The sequence below is a fragment of the Enterococcus sp. DA9 genome (genome assembly GCF_008000875.1).
GTDB classification, from domain to species: Bacteria; Bacillota; Bacilli; order Lactobacillales; family Enterococcaceae; genus Enterococcus_B; species Enterococcus_B lactis.
In genome coordinates, this window is the sequence record NZ_CP042839.1 from 2,053,601 (window position 1) to 2,069,409 (window position 15,809).

A 15,809-nucleotide genomic window follows, 5' to 3' on the forward strand; every position below is an offset into this window, starting at 1 on the left:
ATGTACTGAATGAACGTGAATCATCTGCTGGTGAAGGAGGAGTTACATCAAGAATGACCACAAATAAAATCGCCCAGCTTAGCTTATTGTCTGCTGCTTGTGTAGCAGGTAGGATCGCTTTTCAATTTATTCCGAATTTCCAGCCAATGACTGCTATTTTTTTATTTATAGTACTTTACTTAAGCTTGAAAGATGCGCTAATTGTCATGAGTCTTTCTATCGCAATCAGCAGTTTTTATTTTGGTGTGGGTCCATGGGTCATCGGTCAGTGGCTCAGCTATACCGTCGTTCTGGCGTTGTTTTCAATTTTCTACTCGAGAAGAACAATTCAAAGGAGTCTCTGGTTAAAAGGAACCTGCTTTTTTCTAGCAGGTATAGTTTATGGAATAGGGATGACTGTTTTCGATACGCTGCTCTATCATTTACCTCAACCTTGGGTCTATTACCTTCAAGGGGTGTCGTTTGATCTGATGCACAGTATAGGTAATGTTGTGTTCTTCCTTATTTTTCTGCCAGTCGTCAAACGTTTTTACAATCATTCAGGAGGAAAAAATGAAAAAAATAATTTATAGTCTGCTTGCAATGAGTGTCAGTGTACTCATGTTGACAAGTTGTAGTACAACCAAAACACCATCGACTTCAAACCAAAAGGAGGAAGTAAAAACATCGCAAAAAGCAACGATCACGTTACAAGAAAATGGTCAAAACTTTTTGAAAAAAGAAGTGACTTTCAAAAAAGGAGAAACTTTACTGACTATTTTGAAACAAAATTTTGAAGTCGAGGAAAATGATGGCTTCATCACTTCGCTTGAAGGGCATTCTCAGGATGAAAAGAATCAAACCTATTGGATGTTTACTGTGGATGGGAAAAGTGCTACTACTGGGGCAAAAGAGATCGAATTGAACAATGGACAATCGGTCATTTTCAATTTATCTAAATTATAAGTTTCATAAAAACTGTTAAAGGGCGGATATTGCTACTCTTTAGTCAGTTCACTTGATGAAAGAAGGAAAAGAATATGGAAAATTTTAAAAAAAGCGGAATGTTTTCCGTAATTGCTGCTCTAGGGGCTAATATTCTAGTTGCTATCAGCAAATTTGTCGGCTATGCAATCAGTGGCAGTGCCGCCATGCTGAATGAAAGCATCCATAGTATCGTTGATTGTAGTAATCAGATTTTGCTGCTATTTGGCGATAAACAAGCTAATAAAGGTCAGAGCGACTTGCATCAATTTGGTGAAGGTCGAGCAAAATACTTTTTTAGTACGATCGTCGCAATGATGCTTTTCTTCGGTGGGGGAGCACTAGGGGTGATGGAAGCTTTTGAAAAATTGACGCATCCATCCCATGAAGTTGGTAATCCAATCATTGTCATTGCCATTTTGTTATTTGGTTTGGTAATCGAAGGAAGTTCTTTGCGTGTCGCAATGAAGGAAATCAAAGAATTGAATACTGAAAATCTTTCCACGATGCGCTTTTTGCGCGAAAGTCGACATAGTGAAATACTGATTATATTTACGGAAGACTTGTGTGCTGTAATCGGTTTGGTCTTGGCTTTAGCGGGAACAATCTTGACTTATACAACCGGGATCGCTGCATTTGATGCTATCAGCGGATTAATGATCGGTTTCTTACTGATGGGAGCTGCGATTTTCCTAGCAAAAGAATTTTATAGTCTGATCATTGGTGAAAGTGTGACAGCAAGCGATTTATCAAAAATCAAGTTAGCCTTTGAACGACCTGAGATCAGTCGGCTAATTGATATCAAAACCGTTCATTTAAGTCCAACGGAAATTTTAGTCGCTGCAAAAGCAGATATTGTTGGAAACAAAGAAAATGAAACGTATTCGATCATCAATGATATTGAAAAAAATATGCGCCAGTCTCTTCCTGACAAGAAGATGTATATATACATTGAAACAGATAAATATGACCCAAATTATTCTCACAAATAAAACGTATGTTCATGAATTGAAGCAAAAATGAGAAAAATATAATCTTGTTTTTAAATAAAACGGCTACAATTTAGCGAATTTATGTTACAATGAGTCCGCTGTTTATTTGTTGTAATTAAAGGAGATATTTTAATGAACAAAAAGAAGAGTGCGCCATGGCTTCAAGCTTTGCATGCAGTGATGCCGCTTTGTATAAGCTATATACCAGTGGGATTAGCTTGTGGAGTATTGTTGCAAAAAGTTGGATTTGATCCTCTCTTATCAGGGCTGTTATCGATTCTGGTCTTTTCCGGCGGCGCGCAGTTTTTAGTTGCATCTATGCTTACGACGCAAGCATCATTTGCAACGACATTATTGATGGTTTTCTTTTTAGAATTACGCTATACATTATTAGGAGCAAGTCTTGCCGGTTTTATGAAAAAAGAAAAGCGGACGTTTTTAGCTGTCTTTTCTCAATCACTGAATGATGAAAACTATGCGGTGAACTACTTAAAGTTCTCAACTGACCCCTCTTGGAACAAAAGAAAGGCTTTATATGTCAATTGGTTCTCAATGGCTGCATGGGCCGGTAGCAACATGATCGGTAATTTTTTTGGCTCGGTGATTCGAGTAGATGCTGACCTTGTCCATTTTGCTTTGACTGCTATGTTCATTTTTATGTTTGTCATGCAAATGAAAAACGCACTACTGATCTTTACAGGTTTGTTTTCAGGTGTATTAGGGGTGATCTTCATGGTATTATTCCAAAACACATTCGGCTTGATTGCAGCTACTGTTATTGCTTCATTTGCCGGATTCATGCTGGAGAAGGCATTTAAAAAAGAAAAAGCCAAGAAACTAAGGGATCGCGGCAAAGATGTCAATGAACCGCTCTTCAACTTCCCAGAACAGGAGGCCAACCATCATGACTAAACTATATTTGCTGTTTTTAGTTGCTTGTCTGTTCATCGTTGCGTATATCCCGCGCTTGTTCCCGATGCTTTATTTTACTCATCGAAAAGTGCCATCTTGGTTTAGTGACTGGATGAAGTATGTACCAGTAGCATTGTTTGCGGCGTTAGCTTTCAAAGATGTCTTCATTACTCATGAACATCTGGATATTGCTTGGAATATCAAAATAGCTGCAATGATTCTAGTAGCAGGTGTGGCTTACAAAACACGTTCGATGGCGTTGTCAGTTTTGACAGGACTTGCGTCTGTCTTTTTACTGTCCATGCTTTAAACTGTTTTATTCCCTAAAAAACAGAGATTGCGACATAAGTTGTTCAAACTGATCTATCCAAACTGCATTTGCATCAGCCAATTGTGGATGCAAGTTCATTTGTTCGGATAAAAAGATTAGTGTTGACTTATGATGCAAGCTCTTTTTTGTTTTAAGAATTAAAGAGGGATTTGTCCTTCTATGTTTTTTTGCTATAATAGGGAAGATGTTTATTTTATGAAAGAATAGTTGAGGGAAATTAGATGAATAAAAAATTGATGCAAGGAACATTTTGGCTAACCTTTGCTAATCTTCTATGTAAAGTTTTAGGGGTAGTCTATTTGATTCCCTGGCTAAGTATGATGGGGAACAATCAAGATGGTATGCTTGCTACGACATTATACAATGTTGGCTATCTTCCATATGGATTGTTCCTGATGCTTGGTACAGTCGGATTTCCAAATGCGATTGCAAAAAAAGTAGCTGTAGCAACAAAAGAAGGAGATAACGCTGCTTGTCGGCTGATTTTTCGAAGTACGATCAATATCATGTTCGTCATCGGTATCGCCTCTGCTGCGTTGATGTATTTATTTGCTCCTTTATTAGCCGGAATCAGTCCAATCGCTAACGTTAACAACGGGATATTAGCTATCCGAAGTTTATGCCCATCTTTGGTTGCTATCCCGATTTTGAGTGCAATGAGAGGATACTTCCAAGGGAAAAACGATTTACGACCTTATGGAACTTCTTTGATTATTGAACAAGCTGTACGAGTGATCGTTATCTTGGCTGGTACTTATTACTTGCGCGTATTGACTGACGGAACCATATTAGAAGCTGTATTGATCAGTACAGTTGCTTCTTTCTTCGGTGGGTTAGCTGCGATTATCCATATGTATATCGTCGGACGCAGAAAAGACTTCTTTGAACTTAAAGACTTTTTGATTTCCAGTCGTTACTTCGAAAGAGAAAACCGATCTGCCTCTGTCTCTATCATTCGGGAAACACTACCGTTCATTTTTGTCGGCTCCGTCATTACTATCGTTCAAATGATCGACCAAGTAACGATGAAACCACTGCTTCACTTTTTCCGTCCAGAGATTGCAGATCAGCAACTGGAATTCTTATTCAGTCGTGCTTCTGTTAATCCAAACAAACTGACATTGATCCTGATTTCCATGGTAGGAACAGTTGCTATAAGTAGTTTGCCAATACTAAGCACAATGAAGAAAAAAGATCGTTTACAAATCGAAAAGACAGTAGGAGACAGTTTTTCGATTGCGTTATTGATCCTTCTTCCTTCATTGACCGGGATGTCTTTATTAGCTGGACCGTTATACACATTGTTTTTTGGTTATGATCCTGAAAGTGTTGGTTATTTCCAAATGGCTTTGTTAGCTTCTTTGTTTTTCTCATTATTCACGATCCTATCAACGATGCTTCAATCTCTGAACCACCATCGTTTTGCGATTCGACTAACTGTAGAAGCAATTATCCTGAAAGTCATCTTCCAAGTAATCGGACTAGGTCTAGTTGGCGGATACGGGATGAGCTTATCAAATGGCTTGGCATTCGGTATCGTCTTTGTTCGTGGGTATCACTTTATGTGCAAAGAATACCGAATAGCACCTTTAGCAAAAATCAGCAGTTTTTTCTTAAAAACTTTCCGATCTACCTTGATTATGCTTGCGGTATGTTTCATCATTTTCTTTTTGCTGAATCAGCGATTGCCAATGGAATCAAAAAGTTATGCAATGGTTTATTGTGTGGCTTTAGGAAGTATTGGGGGTTTAGTATTTTTATTTTCTCAATTCGGAAAAAATGGGTTCCGAATGTTGAAAAATGTTAAACATCGTAGCGGAAGCAAAGAATAGGCTAACTAGTCGTCTTTTTGCTGTCACTAGAAAAACGGCAACTCGTATGATTACGCTTGTCGTTTTTCTATTTTCCAATTTTAGTTTCATATCTAATCTTACTTATGATATAGTTATGAGGTCTGGAAAAATTCTTTGAAACGAGGAAATTAAACACATGAAACTTGCAGTAGTTACAGATAGTTCGGCGTATCTGCCGGAACGTATCAAGAACCATCCCGACTTATTCGTGATTCCAATCCCTTTGATTATGGATGGGAAAATTTATAACGAAGGAATCGATATCGAAGCGGATGAATATTATGGACTTTTAAAAAACAGTAAAGATTTTCCTACTACTTCACAACCTGTCGTAGGGGAAGTTTTGGCTTTATATGAGGAATTGAAAGAGAAAGGCTATGACACGATTTTAAGTATCCATCTTTCTTCAGGTATTTCTAGTTTCGTCAACACCTTATTTGCGATGAAAGACGATATCAGTGGAGTAACGGTCATTCCTTATGACTCTAAGATCACTAGTATGCCGATGGGACATATGGTAGAAGCTGCCTTAGACTTAAATGATGAAGGTCAGCCACTTGATGAGATACTTGCGCATGTCGATCGAATTCGAGATAATACTTACGCTTATCTAATTGTAGATGATTTGAACAATTTAGTACGGGGAGGGCGATTGACCAATGGCGCTGCACTGATTGGTAGCCTATTGAAAATCAAACCGATCCTGACATTTTCTGAAGGAAAAATTGTTTTATTCGAAAAAATCCGTTCAAGTAAAAAAGCATTTGCTCGGGCTGAAGAAATCATTGGCAAAAGAAATAACGAAATACAACCGCCAGTCAAACTTTATGTGATACATGCAAACAATTTAGAAGTAGCGATTGCGGAAAAAGAGAAATTGCAGAAAAAGTATCCAAATGCAGAAATCGAAGTTGGTCATTTTGGACCAGTCATTGGTACACATTTAGGCGAAAAAGCCATCGGCATCGCCATTTCAGCGCAATAATTCCTTTTATTCAAAAAACATACCAAAAATATTCTAACATCAGCTTGCTCTTTATTCACGTGATAAATGTACGTGTAGAAGAGCAAGATGATGTTTTTATGTGTTTCTAACAAACAGGCTCTTTTTCTTTGCATTTCTCTCTTCAGTCATTTATAATGTCGTATATAGTTTAGTAAATTAGTAAACTACTGATTTACTAATTTACTAAAAATAGAAAGACGAGGAGTTAAAATCATGGAAATACCTACAAATTTAAAACATAAACCAGTGCTCGTTGTAGAAGACTACGATAAAGTTGATGGAAGAAATGCATTGAATACGGACGCAAAAGGTCTTTCTCTAGGTCTCGCTCAATGGAATGACCGTGGAAAAGTCGACATATCAGGCAAAGTATGGCGACATACTGGAGAAAAATGGTCTCGACAATCAGAAGAATTACCAATTACACGTATTTTAGACTTAGCGATCTTAGCTGCACAAGGAAGTTTATACTTCCAAGATGCTTATCGTTATGAAAAATTCTATGATCCAGAAAATCCAGTTGTGGACATCATTGGTTTGCAGGGAAACCGGATGACAGTCGAGGTAGATACCAAAAATCCAAAGATCGATGAAGACATTATTTTGTATTACGATACACTACAAAAAGACGGAGAACTGATTGGGGAACGATTCCGTATTTTAAAACGTCTTTTAGATGAGTTAGGATATTAATAGACAGAGATGATCAAAAGGGGAAGAGAAGCATGGAGAATTTCTCACTAACAGAAAACCGGACCTTTTCACGGCTAGAAAAGCAAATGATCTGGAAGAAACCGAAAAGCCATCGGACAAGTGCAGAAGAGTGGCGGATCGCCTCCGAAATCAAAGAAAATTGGCAAGATCCTGAAATGAAAATCAGTAACGTTCTTTTAGAAGGAGACGCCGGATCGGGTAAGACACAGTTAGCAAAAGCACTATCTGCTGATTTGCAACTTCCCTATACAAAAGTGACATGTTTTGCAGATATGGATAAATCAGATGTGTTCGGCGCCTTATTACCTGTAGTAGATTCCGATAAAGAACAAGACCAAGAATTGCTGGAAGCTATTTACCAAACAGATACACTTGAAGCTGTACTGACACTGATCCAGAACCATTACGGCATTGATTCTTTTTCTGCCAAAGAAAAATTAGCAGAGTTAGTTCAAAGAATCGAAGCCGATTATCCAGATGCAATCCATTATAGTTATTATCCTTCTGAAATCGTTCGAGCGGTCGAAAAAGGATATCTATTAGAGATCCAAGAGCCGACTGTCATCCGTGATGCTTCTGTTCTTGTGGCACTTAACTCAGCGCTCGAACCAAATGGGATGTTGAATTTGCCAACAGGAATCATTCGTCGCCATCCAGATTGTATTATTGTCATTACCACAAATCGAAACTACCAAGGAAATCGACCCTTAAATGAATCCTTAAGAGATCGGATGCAGCATGCGGAAAAAATGGATCTTCCTGCCTTAGAATTCATGGCAGAACGTGCGATGGCGAAAACCATGATTCAAAATCAAGCACTCCTTATGAAGATGGCAGAGATTATCCGTTTATTGGATGAAACTGCAAAAGCAAATGCCATCAAAGGTGTAGCAGGAATGCGTTCATATTTTTATTGGGCGAATACCTATAAGCAAGGACAAGATTTACTCCAGTCGATTTATCCAAAAGTTTTGTATAAATTATCCACTGATCCAGATGAATTGGCAATCCTTGAGCAAGATTTGTCTGAGAGTGGATTGTTATTAGAACTTCAAGACATTTTGAGAAAAGAAAAATGGGGCTATCCTCAAATAGAACCTCAATCTGAGCATACAAAAGGAAGAACTATCAGCGCCGAAGAAGCAAACGAACGAAACATCACTGAAGATGCTGAAGAAACTTTGCGCTTAGATGAAAAGAAACAACTGTCTGATGAAGAACCAAATGTGGAAGAAGAGAGACTAGAGAAAACAACAGAAAAAAACGAGATGCCTCCTCAAATGCAAAAAGAACGCAGGAGCGATATCGAAGGGAAAAATCAGAAGGAACAACAACAAACAGAAGAGGATTCCCAAGAAATGTCTGCTTCTGACATGGAAACACATGATAAGGAAATCAAGAAGCAATTAAATAAAGAAGCGCGGCAAATCATGAAGGAAACGATTCATGAAAAAGAAGGTCTCATCGTTCACCGACCAGCTTTCCAAGGAAAAACGCAAGAAGCACGTGAACTACAAATGCAAGTCATGCCGATAGTAGAATCACTTAGCCGACAAATTTTAGAATTACTGGATAATGAACAAACAGAGACGTACCAAAAGGGAAAATATGAAGGACAGCGGTTTAACGCAAGTAGAGTAGCATATGGTGATTTGAGAAATTTTGACAAAAAGAACCCGCCACATGAGCAACCTTCCTTAGCGGTAGCTGTGCGGATCGATGAATCTGGATCAATGATAAGGGATAATCGGATCGAAGCGGCAAAAAAAGCAGCGATCGCCATTGCCGAATTTGCTAAGAAAGTCGATATCCCCTTGTTGATTTACGGGGATACAGCAGACCGTTCAGCAAGAGAAAAGACTTCTTTGTTTTCTTATAAAGAATTTGAAGACGGGTTTCAATGGTTAAATGAAAAATTAGTCACTATGAAACCAAGACAAAACAATCGTGATGGAGCGGCACTTCGTTTAGCAGCGGAAAAATTAAACAGACAATCCGCCACAACCAAACTGTTGCTTAATATTAGTGACGGTCAGCCAAAGGCGTTGCCAGATTATACTGGCAAAAAAGCAAAAGAGGACATCCAGTCTGTTTTAAAAGAATACGAGCGTCAAGGCATATTATTTGTTTCCGCAGCCATTGGTCAAGACAAAGAAGAGATCAAGTCAATCTACGGTGAAAGCCGTTTTGTAGATATTACTGACCTAAATGAATTTCCCAAGCAAATGATTCAATTGATTGCCCGTTATCTATGATAAAATAAAGCTCAACGAACGCACTTAGCAGATTCGTTGAGCTTTTCGTTTCTAGTTACCGGTAACAAGGATACTTCTAAAATAGAATCGGTTATAATCAAGAGGGACCGTTAAAGGAGTGAAACGATATGATACAAGAACAAAAATGGTGGAAAGAAGCAGTAGGCTATCAAATCTATCCGGCCAGTTTCAAAGATAGCAACGGCGATGGACAAGGAGATATCAATGGGATCCGCGAAAAACTTGGATACTTGAAAGATCTTGGCATCGGATTTATCTGGATCAATCCAATCTATCAATCTCCATTTATCGATAATGGTTATGACGTAAGTGACTATCAAGACATAGAAAAGCGATTCGGCACGATGGAAGATTTTGATTTATTGCTGAAAGAAGCACATGAATTAGGAATCAAAGTTATTATGGATCTTGTCATCAACCACAGTTCGGATCAGCATCAATGGTTTGAAGAATCGAAGAAATCCAAAGAAAGCCCTTATCGAGATTATTACATTTGGGTCGATGGAGTAGATGGCAAAGAACCAAATAATTGGACATCGATTTTCGGCGGCTCTGCTTGGGAATATTCTCACGAAACAGGACAGTATTATCTGCATGTCTTTGCAAAAGAACAACCAGACTTAAATTGGGAAAGTGAGAAATTGAAAGAAGAACTATTCAATATGATTCGATGGTGGCTAGATAAAGGGATAGACGGATTTCGCTTAGATGCGATTTCTCATGTAAAAAAAGATGAATATTCAGTAAAAGCCACAGAGAACCCTTTTTCACCCTTTCAAAATGTCTCGGGAATCGAAGAACATTTGACTGATTTAAAACATGTTTTCGAAGAGTACGATATCATGACAGTCGGAGAAGCAAGCGGCGTCACTGCAGAAGAAGGGCCGGAATGGGTAGGAAAAGACGGTTATTTCGATATGATCTTTGAATTCGATCATATCCATATTTGGCAGCAAGAAAAAGAAGGGCAATTAGACGTCCTTAAGTTAAAACATGCATTAAGTGCTTGGCAAACTTCCCTAGATGGTATCGGATGGAACGCTTTATATATGGAAAACCATGATGTTCCTCGTGCCGTTTCTGTGTTCGGAGATACCCGTCCCGAATTTTGGGCTATGTCTGCAAAAGCAATCGCTATGATGTATTTCTTTTTGCAAGGAACGCCATTTATTTATCAAGGACAAGAAATCGGAATGACGAATATGCCTTTTGAATCGATCGATCAAGTTGATGCAGTGGATTCGAAAAGACTATATGAAAGGCTTCTTGCGGAAGGTAAGACAAGAGAAGAAGCATTAGATATCATTCGTGAAACCACCAGAGACAATAGCAGAACACCCATGCAATGGACTTCAGAAGAATATGCCGGCTTTTCTACACATGAGCCTTGGATGATCACTAATCCTAATACCAAAACGATCAATGTAGAACAACAAGAACATGAACCGGATTCGATCTTGCAATTCTATAAGAACATGATCCGCATTAGACAAATCAATAAAGGCCTGATATACGGTTCTTATAAAGAATATCTTCATGAACATCCACAACTATATGTCTATGAAAGAGATTTAGAAGATGAACAGTATCTTATTATGGTAAACTTGACGGAATCATTTGCTGACTATGAACTCCCAAAAGAAGCAGATCAGTCATGGACATTGCTCTTATCAAATTATTCTAGCGGAAACTTTGAAAAAAAAGGAACACTAGCCCCTTATGAAGCTCGGCTGTATAAAACAAACAATTAAAAAACTTCCTCGTTAAAGTTCAATAGTTGGACTTTCCGAGGAAGTTTTTCTAATTTACCCATCTTAATAATTTGCTCTAGGACCACCGATATATTTAGAACGAGAGCGAAGGGCTGTCACATGGGCTTGTCCCAAGGTTTTCAAACGAGGTCTGATAGGCACTTGGACATGTTTGATATGCATACCGATCGAAGTGTCACCGATATCGATGCCGGCTTGCCCAATTACATGCTCCACTTCGACAGGGTCATTGAACTGCTCAAAAGCAGCAACAGAACAAGCACCTCCAGCGTGTAATGCAGGGATAACAGAGACGATTTCGAATTTTTTTGCTTCTGCCACTGTTCGTTCTACCACCAATGCTCGATTCAAATGTTCGCAACCTTGGACAGCTAAGGCAATTTCTTTAGGATCTAATAGCTCTTTTAACGTACGGATGATCCACTGACCAACTTCCGCACTGGAATTTTTTCCAATATGTCCACCGACGACTTCACTTGTGCTGCACCCTAAAACAAAGAGATCTCCTTTTTTCAAGTGTGCCTCAGCCAATACGTCATTAACTATTTCAGTCAATTGAACTTTCAATTCTTTTTCTGACAACTTCATTCTCTAAAACCTTCTTTTCAATTAATATTGCTTCCGTGCTTGAATACGTTGAAGACTTGCAGTTATAGGAAAGGCAAGACCCATACCGATAAGATTTTGAAAGGTATTCCCTGGGATAGAAGCCACTCCAGCCGGCCAATCATACAAAATCCAACCGGCGATACCATAGCCGACGATCATAACTAAGCTTCCTAAAAAAAGACCAAATAGCCACATACGAGTAGAAGATTTACTGAAAGATCCGGCAACATATCCTTGTAATCCGTGAATCACTAATGAAAAAATAGCCCATTGCGGATATCCTGAAATCAAATCGATTAATAGACCACTGGAAGCACCGACAACTAATCCACCCATTGGACCATAAAGAGAAGAAGCAGTATAAATTCCAGCCTCACATAATGTCACAAAGCCGTTCGTAGCCGGTACAGGGATCAAAATAGTTAATGAAAGTGCAACGGTCAACGCAATCAACATCGCATAGATTGTTAGTTGTTTAGTTTTCATTTATCGTTCCTCCTTTTTGGATACCGCCAGACCAGACGCTTCCTGTATGATCATTCATCAGCACACCATTGGAAATACAATGGGCAACAAATTTTTTACTTTCTGCTACGGCTTTTGAAACGTCTGTTCCTAATACAAGATTCGCTGTTATTGCAGAAGAAAAGGCACAACCGGCACCATTTACTGTCGGGGTATCGACTTTTTTCTGAGAAAACACCTCATGATGGTCAACTGAATAGAGAAGATCCACAGCTTGTTCGCCAGCCATCCTTGTGCCGCCTTTTATTACAATTTTCTTTGCTCCTGAAGCAGTGAGCTCTTTAGCGAGATGGATCATTTCTATCAACGAAGAGGGGAGAGCTTGACCAGAAAGTAAAGCAGCTTCTGCCAAATTAGGCGTAATCATCGTAACAAGTGGAAAAAGTTCTTCGATGAGCTGCGAAATATACCATTGATTGATCACAGTTTCAGTTTCTTTGAATGCCAAAACAGGGTCTAAAATGATTGGGATATTTTGTTTTGCTTTTATGAAGTCTCGAACAACCATGATTGCTTCACTTGAATTTAATAACCCAATCTTGATTCCATCTAATGAAGTCATTTGATCAATTGAAGCCAACTGTCGTTCAAGCAATTCTGAAGGAATAGATTCCAAGATAAATCGCCCATTCGTATCTAGTACCCCTATAGATGTCAAGGCGCTTAGCCCGAATAAACCAAAATCTTCAAAAGTTTTTAAGTCTGTTTGGATTCCTCCACCAGCAAATGGATCAGAGCCACCAATCGTCAAGATTCTTTTCATAACATTTCCCTCCATGAATAAGAGTATAACGAAATTTTCAAAAAAGAAAAACAGCCAATTGGCATATTTTTATCTCATCCAATTTTCAAAAAGAAGCGAAAAGGGAATGTGACAAAAATCGTGTCACATTCCCTTTTTCCAAATAAACGGTCTTCAATTAACTGGCCCTCGATATTAGCTCAACAAACGGTAAAATATAAGGAACTATTTTTGTTTGGCTGTTCTTATTACTTGATGCAGGACAGCTTTTTCACAACCGCTTAAAAACGATTAGTTGTTTTGTGTTTTTAATTCTTTCTCGATTTGAAGCCGCTGAACTTTCATTGTAGCTGTTCGCGGGATTGCATCAAAGTCACGGATGATAGGGGCGTTCAAACGTGGAAGTTCATGGACTTGCTCCCACCAGCGATTCCAATCCATTTCTTTATCAGGAGCTAAAGCAATAATCGGCTGTGGAGAATGATTTTTATCTCTTACAATCACTACCTCTGCCAAAAAATCTAACGAATCTAATAAAAAGTCTTCAATAGCTAATGTACTATTGATCGTTTCGATCAGATCCACTTGCCGATCTTTCAAAAATAGGTGGCCATGTTCATCCATAAAACCGTAATCTCCGCTATCCCACCAATCGCCATAAACATTTTCTTGGAACCGTGCATCTTCCTTATAATAAGTCAAAGCCCGTCCTTTAGACAGTAATTGTATATGACCATCTGTATTTTCAGGAAGGACGTTCCCGACTGAATCTGTGATCCGTGCGCTTGTCATGTCTTCCAGTCCAACGCCCATATCTCTTGCATCACTCGTTTTCAAACTGTCGAGTGTATGAGCCTTAAGAATCATTGGTCCACATTCACTTTGGCCATATACTTGAAGAAATACCGCATCTTGTGTTATTGATGTTCGCAAAAATGTTTCCATTGTCTGATTGTTTATGGCATCAAAAGTAGAGTGATAATAACGGATGCCAGAGAAAGCTTTTGGATGTTCTTTAGCAGTAAAACTCCACTGAACAAAGTTATTCGGATGAGTCTCTAATGCGATTGGTCGGTAGGTTTCCAACATATGAATAACTTTTGAACTTTGTGCGTCTGCTAAAGGCATCATAGGAAAACCCATGGACATCAAAGAAGAGATGCCAATATTGAATCTAGAATGTACGGGGGAAATGTGAAAAGCAATTAATTTCTTTTCTGAAATTTTTGCAAAAACAGTTTTTTGCCATTTCGTTCGCCAACCCATAGAATGAGCGGAATGACAAATAAGCTTAGGGATACCAGTTGTACCAGAAGTATGGGTCATATAAGAAATTTCATTTTTAGCTAAAAACGATTGGAGAACAGGAAAAGTAGGTTGCTCCAGTAAATAAACAATAGGAATCTGTTTTGATTTAGTCCCGTTTGAAATTTCTCCCACTCGTTTTTTTGTCTCATCATCAAATAAAACGAAGGGGTCTTCTAAACGGTCGATAAATACTTCCATTGTCGCTGTTGGTAGATGATAAGAAGTCATGACAGGCACTGCACCAAGGTAAGACACAGAAACAGCGAGAAGGTATGTGTCAAAAGCGGAACTCTTATAGATAATGACTTTGTCTCCAGATTTCACACCAAGATGGGCCAATTGATAAGCTCGATCTAATACACTTTCAAAGCATTTTTTGTAAGTTGTTTCAAGTCCTAACTCAGGAAAAGCAGAAAGCGGCTGATCAAAGATAATCGGGATCTCGGAAAAGCCAGCTGCAGCTTCTTGAAAATTCGTAAATAAATTCAAAGGGCAATACATTATGGTCTCCATCATTCACACTCCATTATCTTTTGTTAAGTAATATACAAACTAAAGATAATCGTAACATAAACCTTTGTATAATAACATAGTTTATTGTGAAAAAAGTTCAGATTTCTATGTGACAGAAACCTGAACGAATGTCGCTAATTCATGATAAGAAAAATCAACCATTTTTTCCCAGATTTCTTGAAAAGAATGGGAAGATAGGTATCGATTACCACATAAATAGTTTACCGCGTCAGCATCATCTAAATATAGTTCAGTATAATAGCGATAGGTTTTTCGGCATAATTCTGGTGATACATTCTTATACACTGTGATTTTGCTCAAAATTTGGCGAATAGTCCGAGGAGAAATTTGTTGATCATGCGAGGAACGAAAAACAAAAGAATTTTCGTCCGTATTTTGTGCTGTTAACTTAAAATAGTTCTCCAGAAACGGCATCGCTTCTTTTGGTATTGGTACTTTACTCAATCTGTTTTCTTTTCTATTCAGATTAAGAATCTGCTTGGTCAAAGATACATCTTTACGTTTAAGTTCTACTACTTCATGGATCTTTAATCCGCAATACAGAAGAATGGCAGTAATCGGAAGGTTCCTCGGTCTATTTTTTTCTTCAAAGCTAGCTTCTCTGCTTGTTCGAAAGCCTTCAATCGGGATAAACAAATGCTCAAAATCTTTGAAAAGTTCAGCATCGATATATCGCGGAGCTGCTTTGGTTGTTTCCGGTAAACTTGTACCCAAAAGAGAGATCTCTTCTTCAATCAGTCCTTTTTGATACAAAAATCGTAAAAAATGATTTAATGAATATTGCTTCCTCGAAATCCCGTAATAGCTATTTTCAAACAATTGCTCCGTTTCTTGGTTCGCTGTAGTTTGGAACGAACGAGTATGTCGATAGATTTTAGCTAAGAAATTCTGATAATCTTGTTTTTCTAGACGGATAATCAGCTGGTCATCCACTTCTTCAGAAAATACTTTTCTCAAATAATCAGTAAACAAATGGAAATCTTTTGCATATTCATAGCGACTACCTAATGATAAAGAAGAACGATTTTCTTCTAAAAACTGTTGAAAGACGGAAGGGAGCAAATGTGTACGTTGTTTTAATTTTTCTTGCAGTTGTTTTCTAGTTTTGCTGTCCAATACAAATCCCTCCAGTTATTGTTCATTTCCTTTATTTTACCGCATTTCTTCAAATGAGGATAGAGACTTTGTCTTGCTTTGATAAAGAGCATCCATGTAACTGTCTTTTAAAAGTCTTTACAAAACCAGAGGTGATTCTCTTAGTTTTTAAGAAGC

Annotated in this window: 15 protein-coding genes; 10 read left to right on the forward strand and 5 right to left on the reverse strand. The window is 38.3% G+C overall.

From position 1 onward, the window contains the following. The first annotated feature begins 53 nt into the window (after window positions 1-53). The 10 genes from FTX43_RS10840 to FTX43_RS10885 all read left to right on the forward strand — a co-directional run bounded on the left by FTX43_RS10840 (window position 54) and on the right by FTX43_RS10885 (window position 10,798). On the forward strand, window positions 54-572 hold the full coding sequence (locus FTX43_RS10840; protein WP_002309234.1) for a membrane protein: 519 nt from the start codon (window positions 54-56) through the stop codon (window positions 570-572). Beyond that, a complete protein-coding gene (locus FTX43_RS10845) occupies window positions 553-945 on the forward strand; it encodes a DUF4430 domain-containing protein (protein WP_002316261.1) in 393 nt (130 codons plus the stop codon). Before FTX43_RS10840 ends, FTX43_RS10845 begins: the two co-directional genes overlap by 20 nt. A gap of 74 nt (window positions 946-1,019) precedes the next feature. After that, window positions 1,020-1,955 carry a cation diffusion facilitator family transporter gene (locus FTX43_RS10850; RefSeq protein ID WP_002306710.1) on the forward strand — a complete coding sequence of 312 codons (936 nt, stop codon included), beginning with the start codon at window positions 1,020-1,022 and terminating at the stop codon, window positions 1,953-1,955. 132 nt (window positions 1,956-2,087) lie between these two features. Next, the gene (locus FTX43_RS10855; RefSeq protein ID WP_002306712.1) at window positions 2,088-2,867 is read left to right on the forward strand and encodes an AzlC family ABC transporter permease; all 780 of its coding nucleotides are present in this window, start codon (window positions 2,088-2,090) and stop codon (window positions 2,865-2,867) included. After that, on the forward strand, window positions 2,860-3,177 hold the full coding sequence (locus tag FTX43_RS10860; protein ID WP_002290769.1) for an AzlD domain-containing protein: 318 nt from the start codon (window positions 2,860-2,862) through the stop codon (window positions 3,175-3,177). Before FTX43_RS10855 ends, FTX43_RS10860 begins: the two co-directional genes overlap by 8 nt. 242 nt (window positions 3,178-3,419) lie before the next feature. Beyond that, entirely contained in the window at window positions 3,420-5,030 is a 1,611-nt protein-coding gene (locus FTX43_RS10865) for a polysaccharide biosynthesis protein (RefSeq protein WP_002306714.1), read from the forward strand. A gap of 157 nt (window positions 5,031-5,187) precedes the next feature. Then, complete coding sequence (locus FTX43_RS10870; protein WP_147607058.1) at window positions 5,188-6,036, forward strand: DegV family protein; 849 nt, start codon at window positions 5,188-5,190, stop codon at window positions 6,034-6,036. Window positions 6,037-6,270: 234 nt separating this feature from the next. Then, window positions 6,271-6,750: a DUF6530 family protein gene (locus FTX43_RS10875; RefSeq protein ID WP_002290778.1), complete on the forward strand. Its 480-nt coding sequence runs from the start codon at window positions 6,271-6,273 to the stop codon at window positions 6,748-6,750. Between the two features lie 32 nt (window positions 6,751-6,782). Then, on the forward strand, window positions 6,783-9,026 hold the full coding sequence (locus FTX43_RS10880) for an AAA family ATPase (RefSeq protein WP_147607059.1): 2,244 nt from the start codon (window positions 6,783-6,785) through the stop codon (window positions 9,024-9,026). A 128-nt stretch (window positions 9,027-9,154) separates the two neighbouring features. Then, window positions 9,155-10,798: an alpha-glucosidase gene (locus FTX43_RS10885; protein WP_002306719.1), complete on the forward strand. Its 1,644-nt coding sequence runs from the start codon at window positions 9,155-9,157 to the stop codon at window positions 10,796-10,798. A 63-nt stretch (window positions 10,799-10,861) separates the two neighbouring features. Here FTX43_RS10885 and FTX43_RS10890 read toward each other — a convergent pair whose 3' ends face one another. From FTX43_RS10890 to FTX43_RS10910, 5 genes are all read right to left on the reverse strand, one after another. Further along, window positions 10,862-11,407 carry a TIGR01440 family protein gene (locus FTX43_RS10890; RefSeq protein WP_073490409.1) on the reverse strand — a complete coding sequence of 182 codons (546 nt, stop codon included), beginning with the start codon at window positions 11,405-11,407 and terminating at the stop codon, window positions 10,862-10,864. Window positions 11,408-11,428: 21 nt separating this feature from the next. Then, window positions 11,429-11,914, reverse strand: coding sequence for an ECF transporter S component (locus tag FTX43_RS10895; RefSeq protein ID WP_002313748.1), 486 nt, complete (start codon window positions 11,912-11,914; stop codon window positions 11,429-11,431). Next, complete coding sequence (locus tag FTX43_RS10900) at window positions 11,904-12,716, reverse strand: hydroxymethylpyrimidine/phosphomethylpyrimidine kinase (protein WP_002306723.1); 813 nt, start codon at window positions 12,714-12,716, stop codon at window positions 11,904-11,906. Before FTX43_RS10900 ends, FTX43_RS10895 begins: the two co-directional genes overlap by 11 nt. A gap of 270 nt (window positions 12,717-12,986) precedes the next feature. Further along, window positions 12,987-14,519 carry an acyl-CoA synthetase gene (locus tag FTX43_RS10905; protein ID WP_179189003.1) on the reverse strand — a complete coding sequence of 511 codons (1,533 nt, stop codon included), beginning with the start codon at window positions 14,517-14,519 and terminating at the stop codon, window positions 12,987-12,989. A gap of 102 nt (window positions 14,520-14,621) precedes the next feature. Next, window positions 14,622-15,653 carry a tyrosine-type recombinase/integrase gene (locus FTX43_RS10910; protein ID WP_147607060.1) on the reverse strand — a complete coding sequence of 344 codons (1,032 nt, stop codon included), beginning with the start codon at window positions 15,651-15,653 and terminating at the stop codon, window positions 14,622-14,624. Window positions 15,654-15,809: the final 156 nt, after the last annotated feature.

Coding starts and splice junctions, on each gene's coding strand:
- FTX43_RS10840 (WP_002309234.1), top strand. CDS start 54: ATGACCACAAATAAAATCGCCCAGCTTAGCTTATTGTCTGCTGCTTGT.
- FTX43_RS10845 (WP_002316261.1), top strand. CDS start 553: ATGAAAAAAATAATTTATAGTCTGCTTGCAATGAGTGTCAGTGTACTC.
- FTX43_RS10850 (WP_002306710.1), top strand. CDS start 1,020: ATGGAAAATTTTAAAAAAAGCGGAATGTTTTCCGTAATTGCTGCTCTA.
- FTX43_RS10855 (WP_002306712.1), top strand. CDS start 2,088: ATGAACAAAAAGAAGAGTGCGCCATGGCTTCAAGCTTTGCATGCAGTG.
- FTX43_RS10860 (WP_002290769.1), top strand. CDS start 2,860: ATGACTAAACTATATTTGCTGTTTTTAGTTGCTTGTCTGTTCATCGTT.
- FTX43_RS10865 (WP_002306714.1), top strand. CDS start 3,420: ATGAATAAAAAATTGATGCAAGGAACATTTTGGCTAACCTTTGCTAAT.
- FTX43_RS10870 (WP_147607058.1), top strand. CDS start 5,188: ATGAAACTTGCAGTAGTTACAGATAGTTCGGCGTATCTGCCGGAACGT.
- FTX43_RS10875 (WP_002290778.1), top strand. CDS start 6,271: ATGGAAATACCTACAAATTTAAAACATAAACCAGTGCTCGTTGTAGAA.
- FTX43_RS10880 (WP_147607059.1), top strand. CDS start 6,783: ATGGAGAATTTCTCACTAACAGAAAACCGGACCTTTTCACGGCTAGAA.
- FTX43_RS10885 (WP_002306719.1), top strand. CDS start 9,155: ATGATACAAGAACAAAAATGGTGGAAAGAAGCAGTAGGCTATCAAATC.
- FTX43_RS10890 (WP_073490409.1), bottom strand. CDS start 11,407: ATGAAGTTGTCAGAAAAAGAATTGAAAGTTCAATTGACTGAAATAGTT.
- FTX43_RS10895 (WP_002313748.1), bottom strand. CDS start 11,914: ATGAAAACTAAACAACTAACAATCTATGCGATGTTGATTGCGTTGACC.
- FTX43_RS10900 (WP_002306723.1), bottom strand. CDS start 12,716: ATGAAAAGAATCTTGACGATTGGTGGCTCTGATCCATTTGCTGGTGGA.
- FTX43_RS10905 (WP_179189003.1), bottom strand. CDS start 14,519: ATGATGGAGACCATAATGTATTGCCCTTTGAATTTATTTACGAATTTT.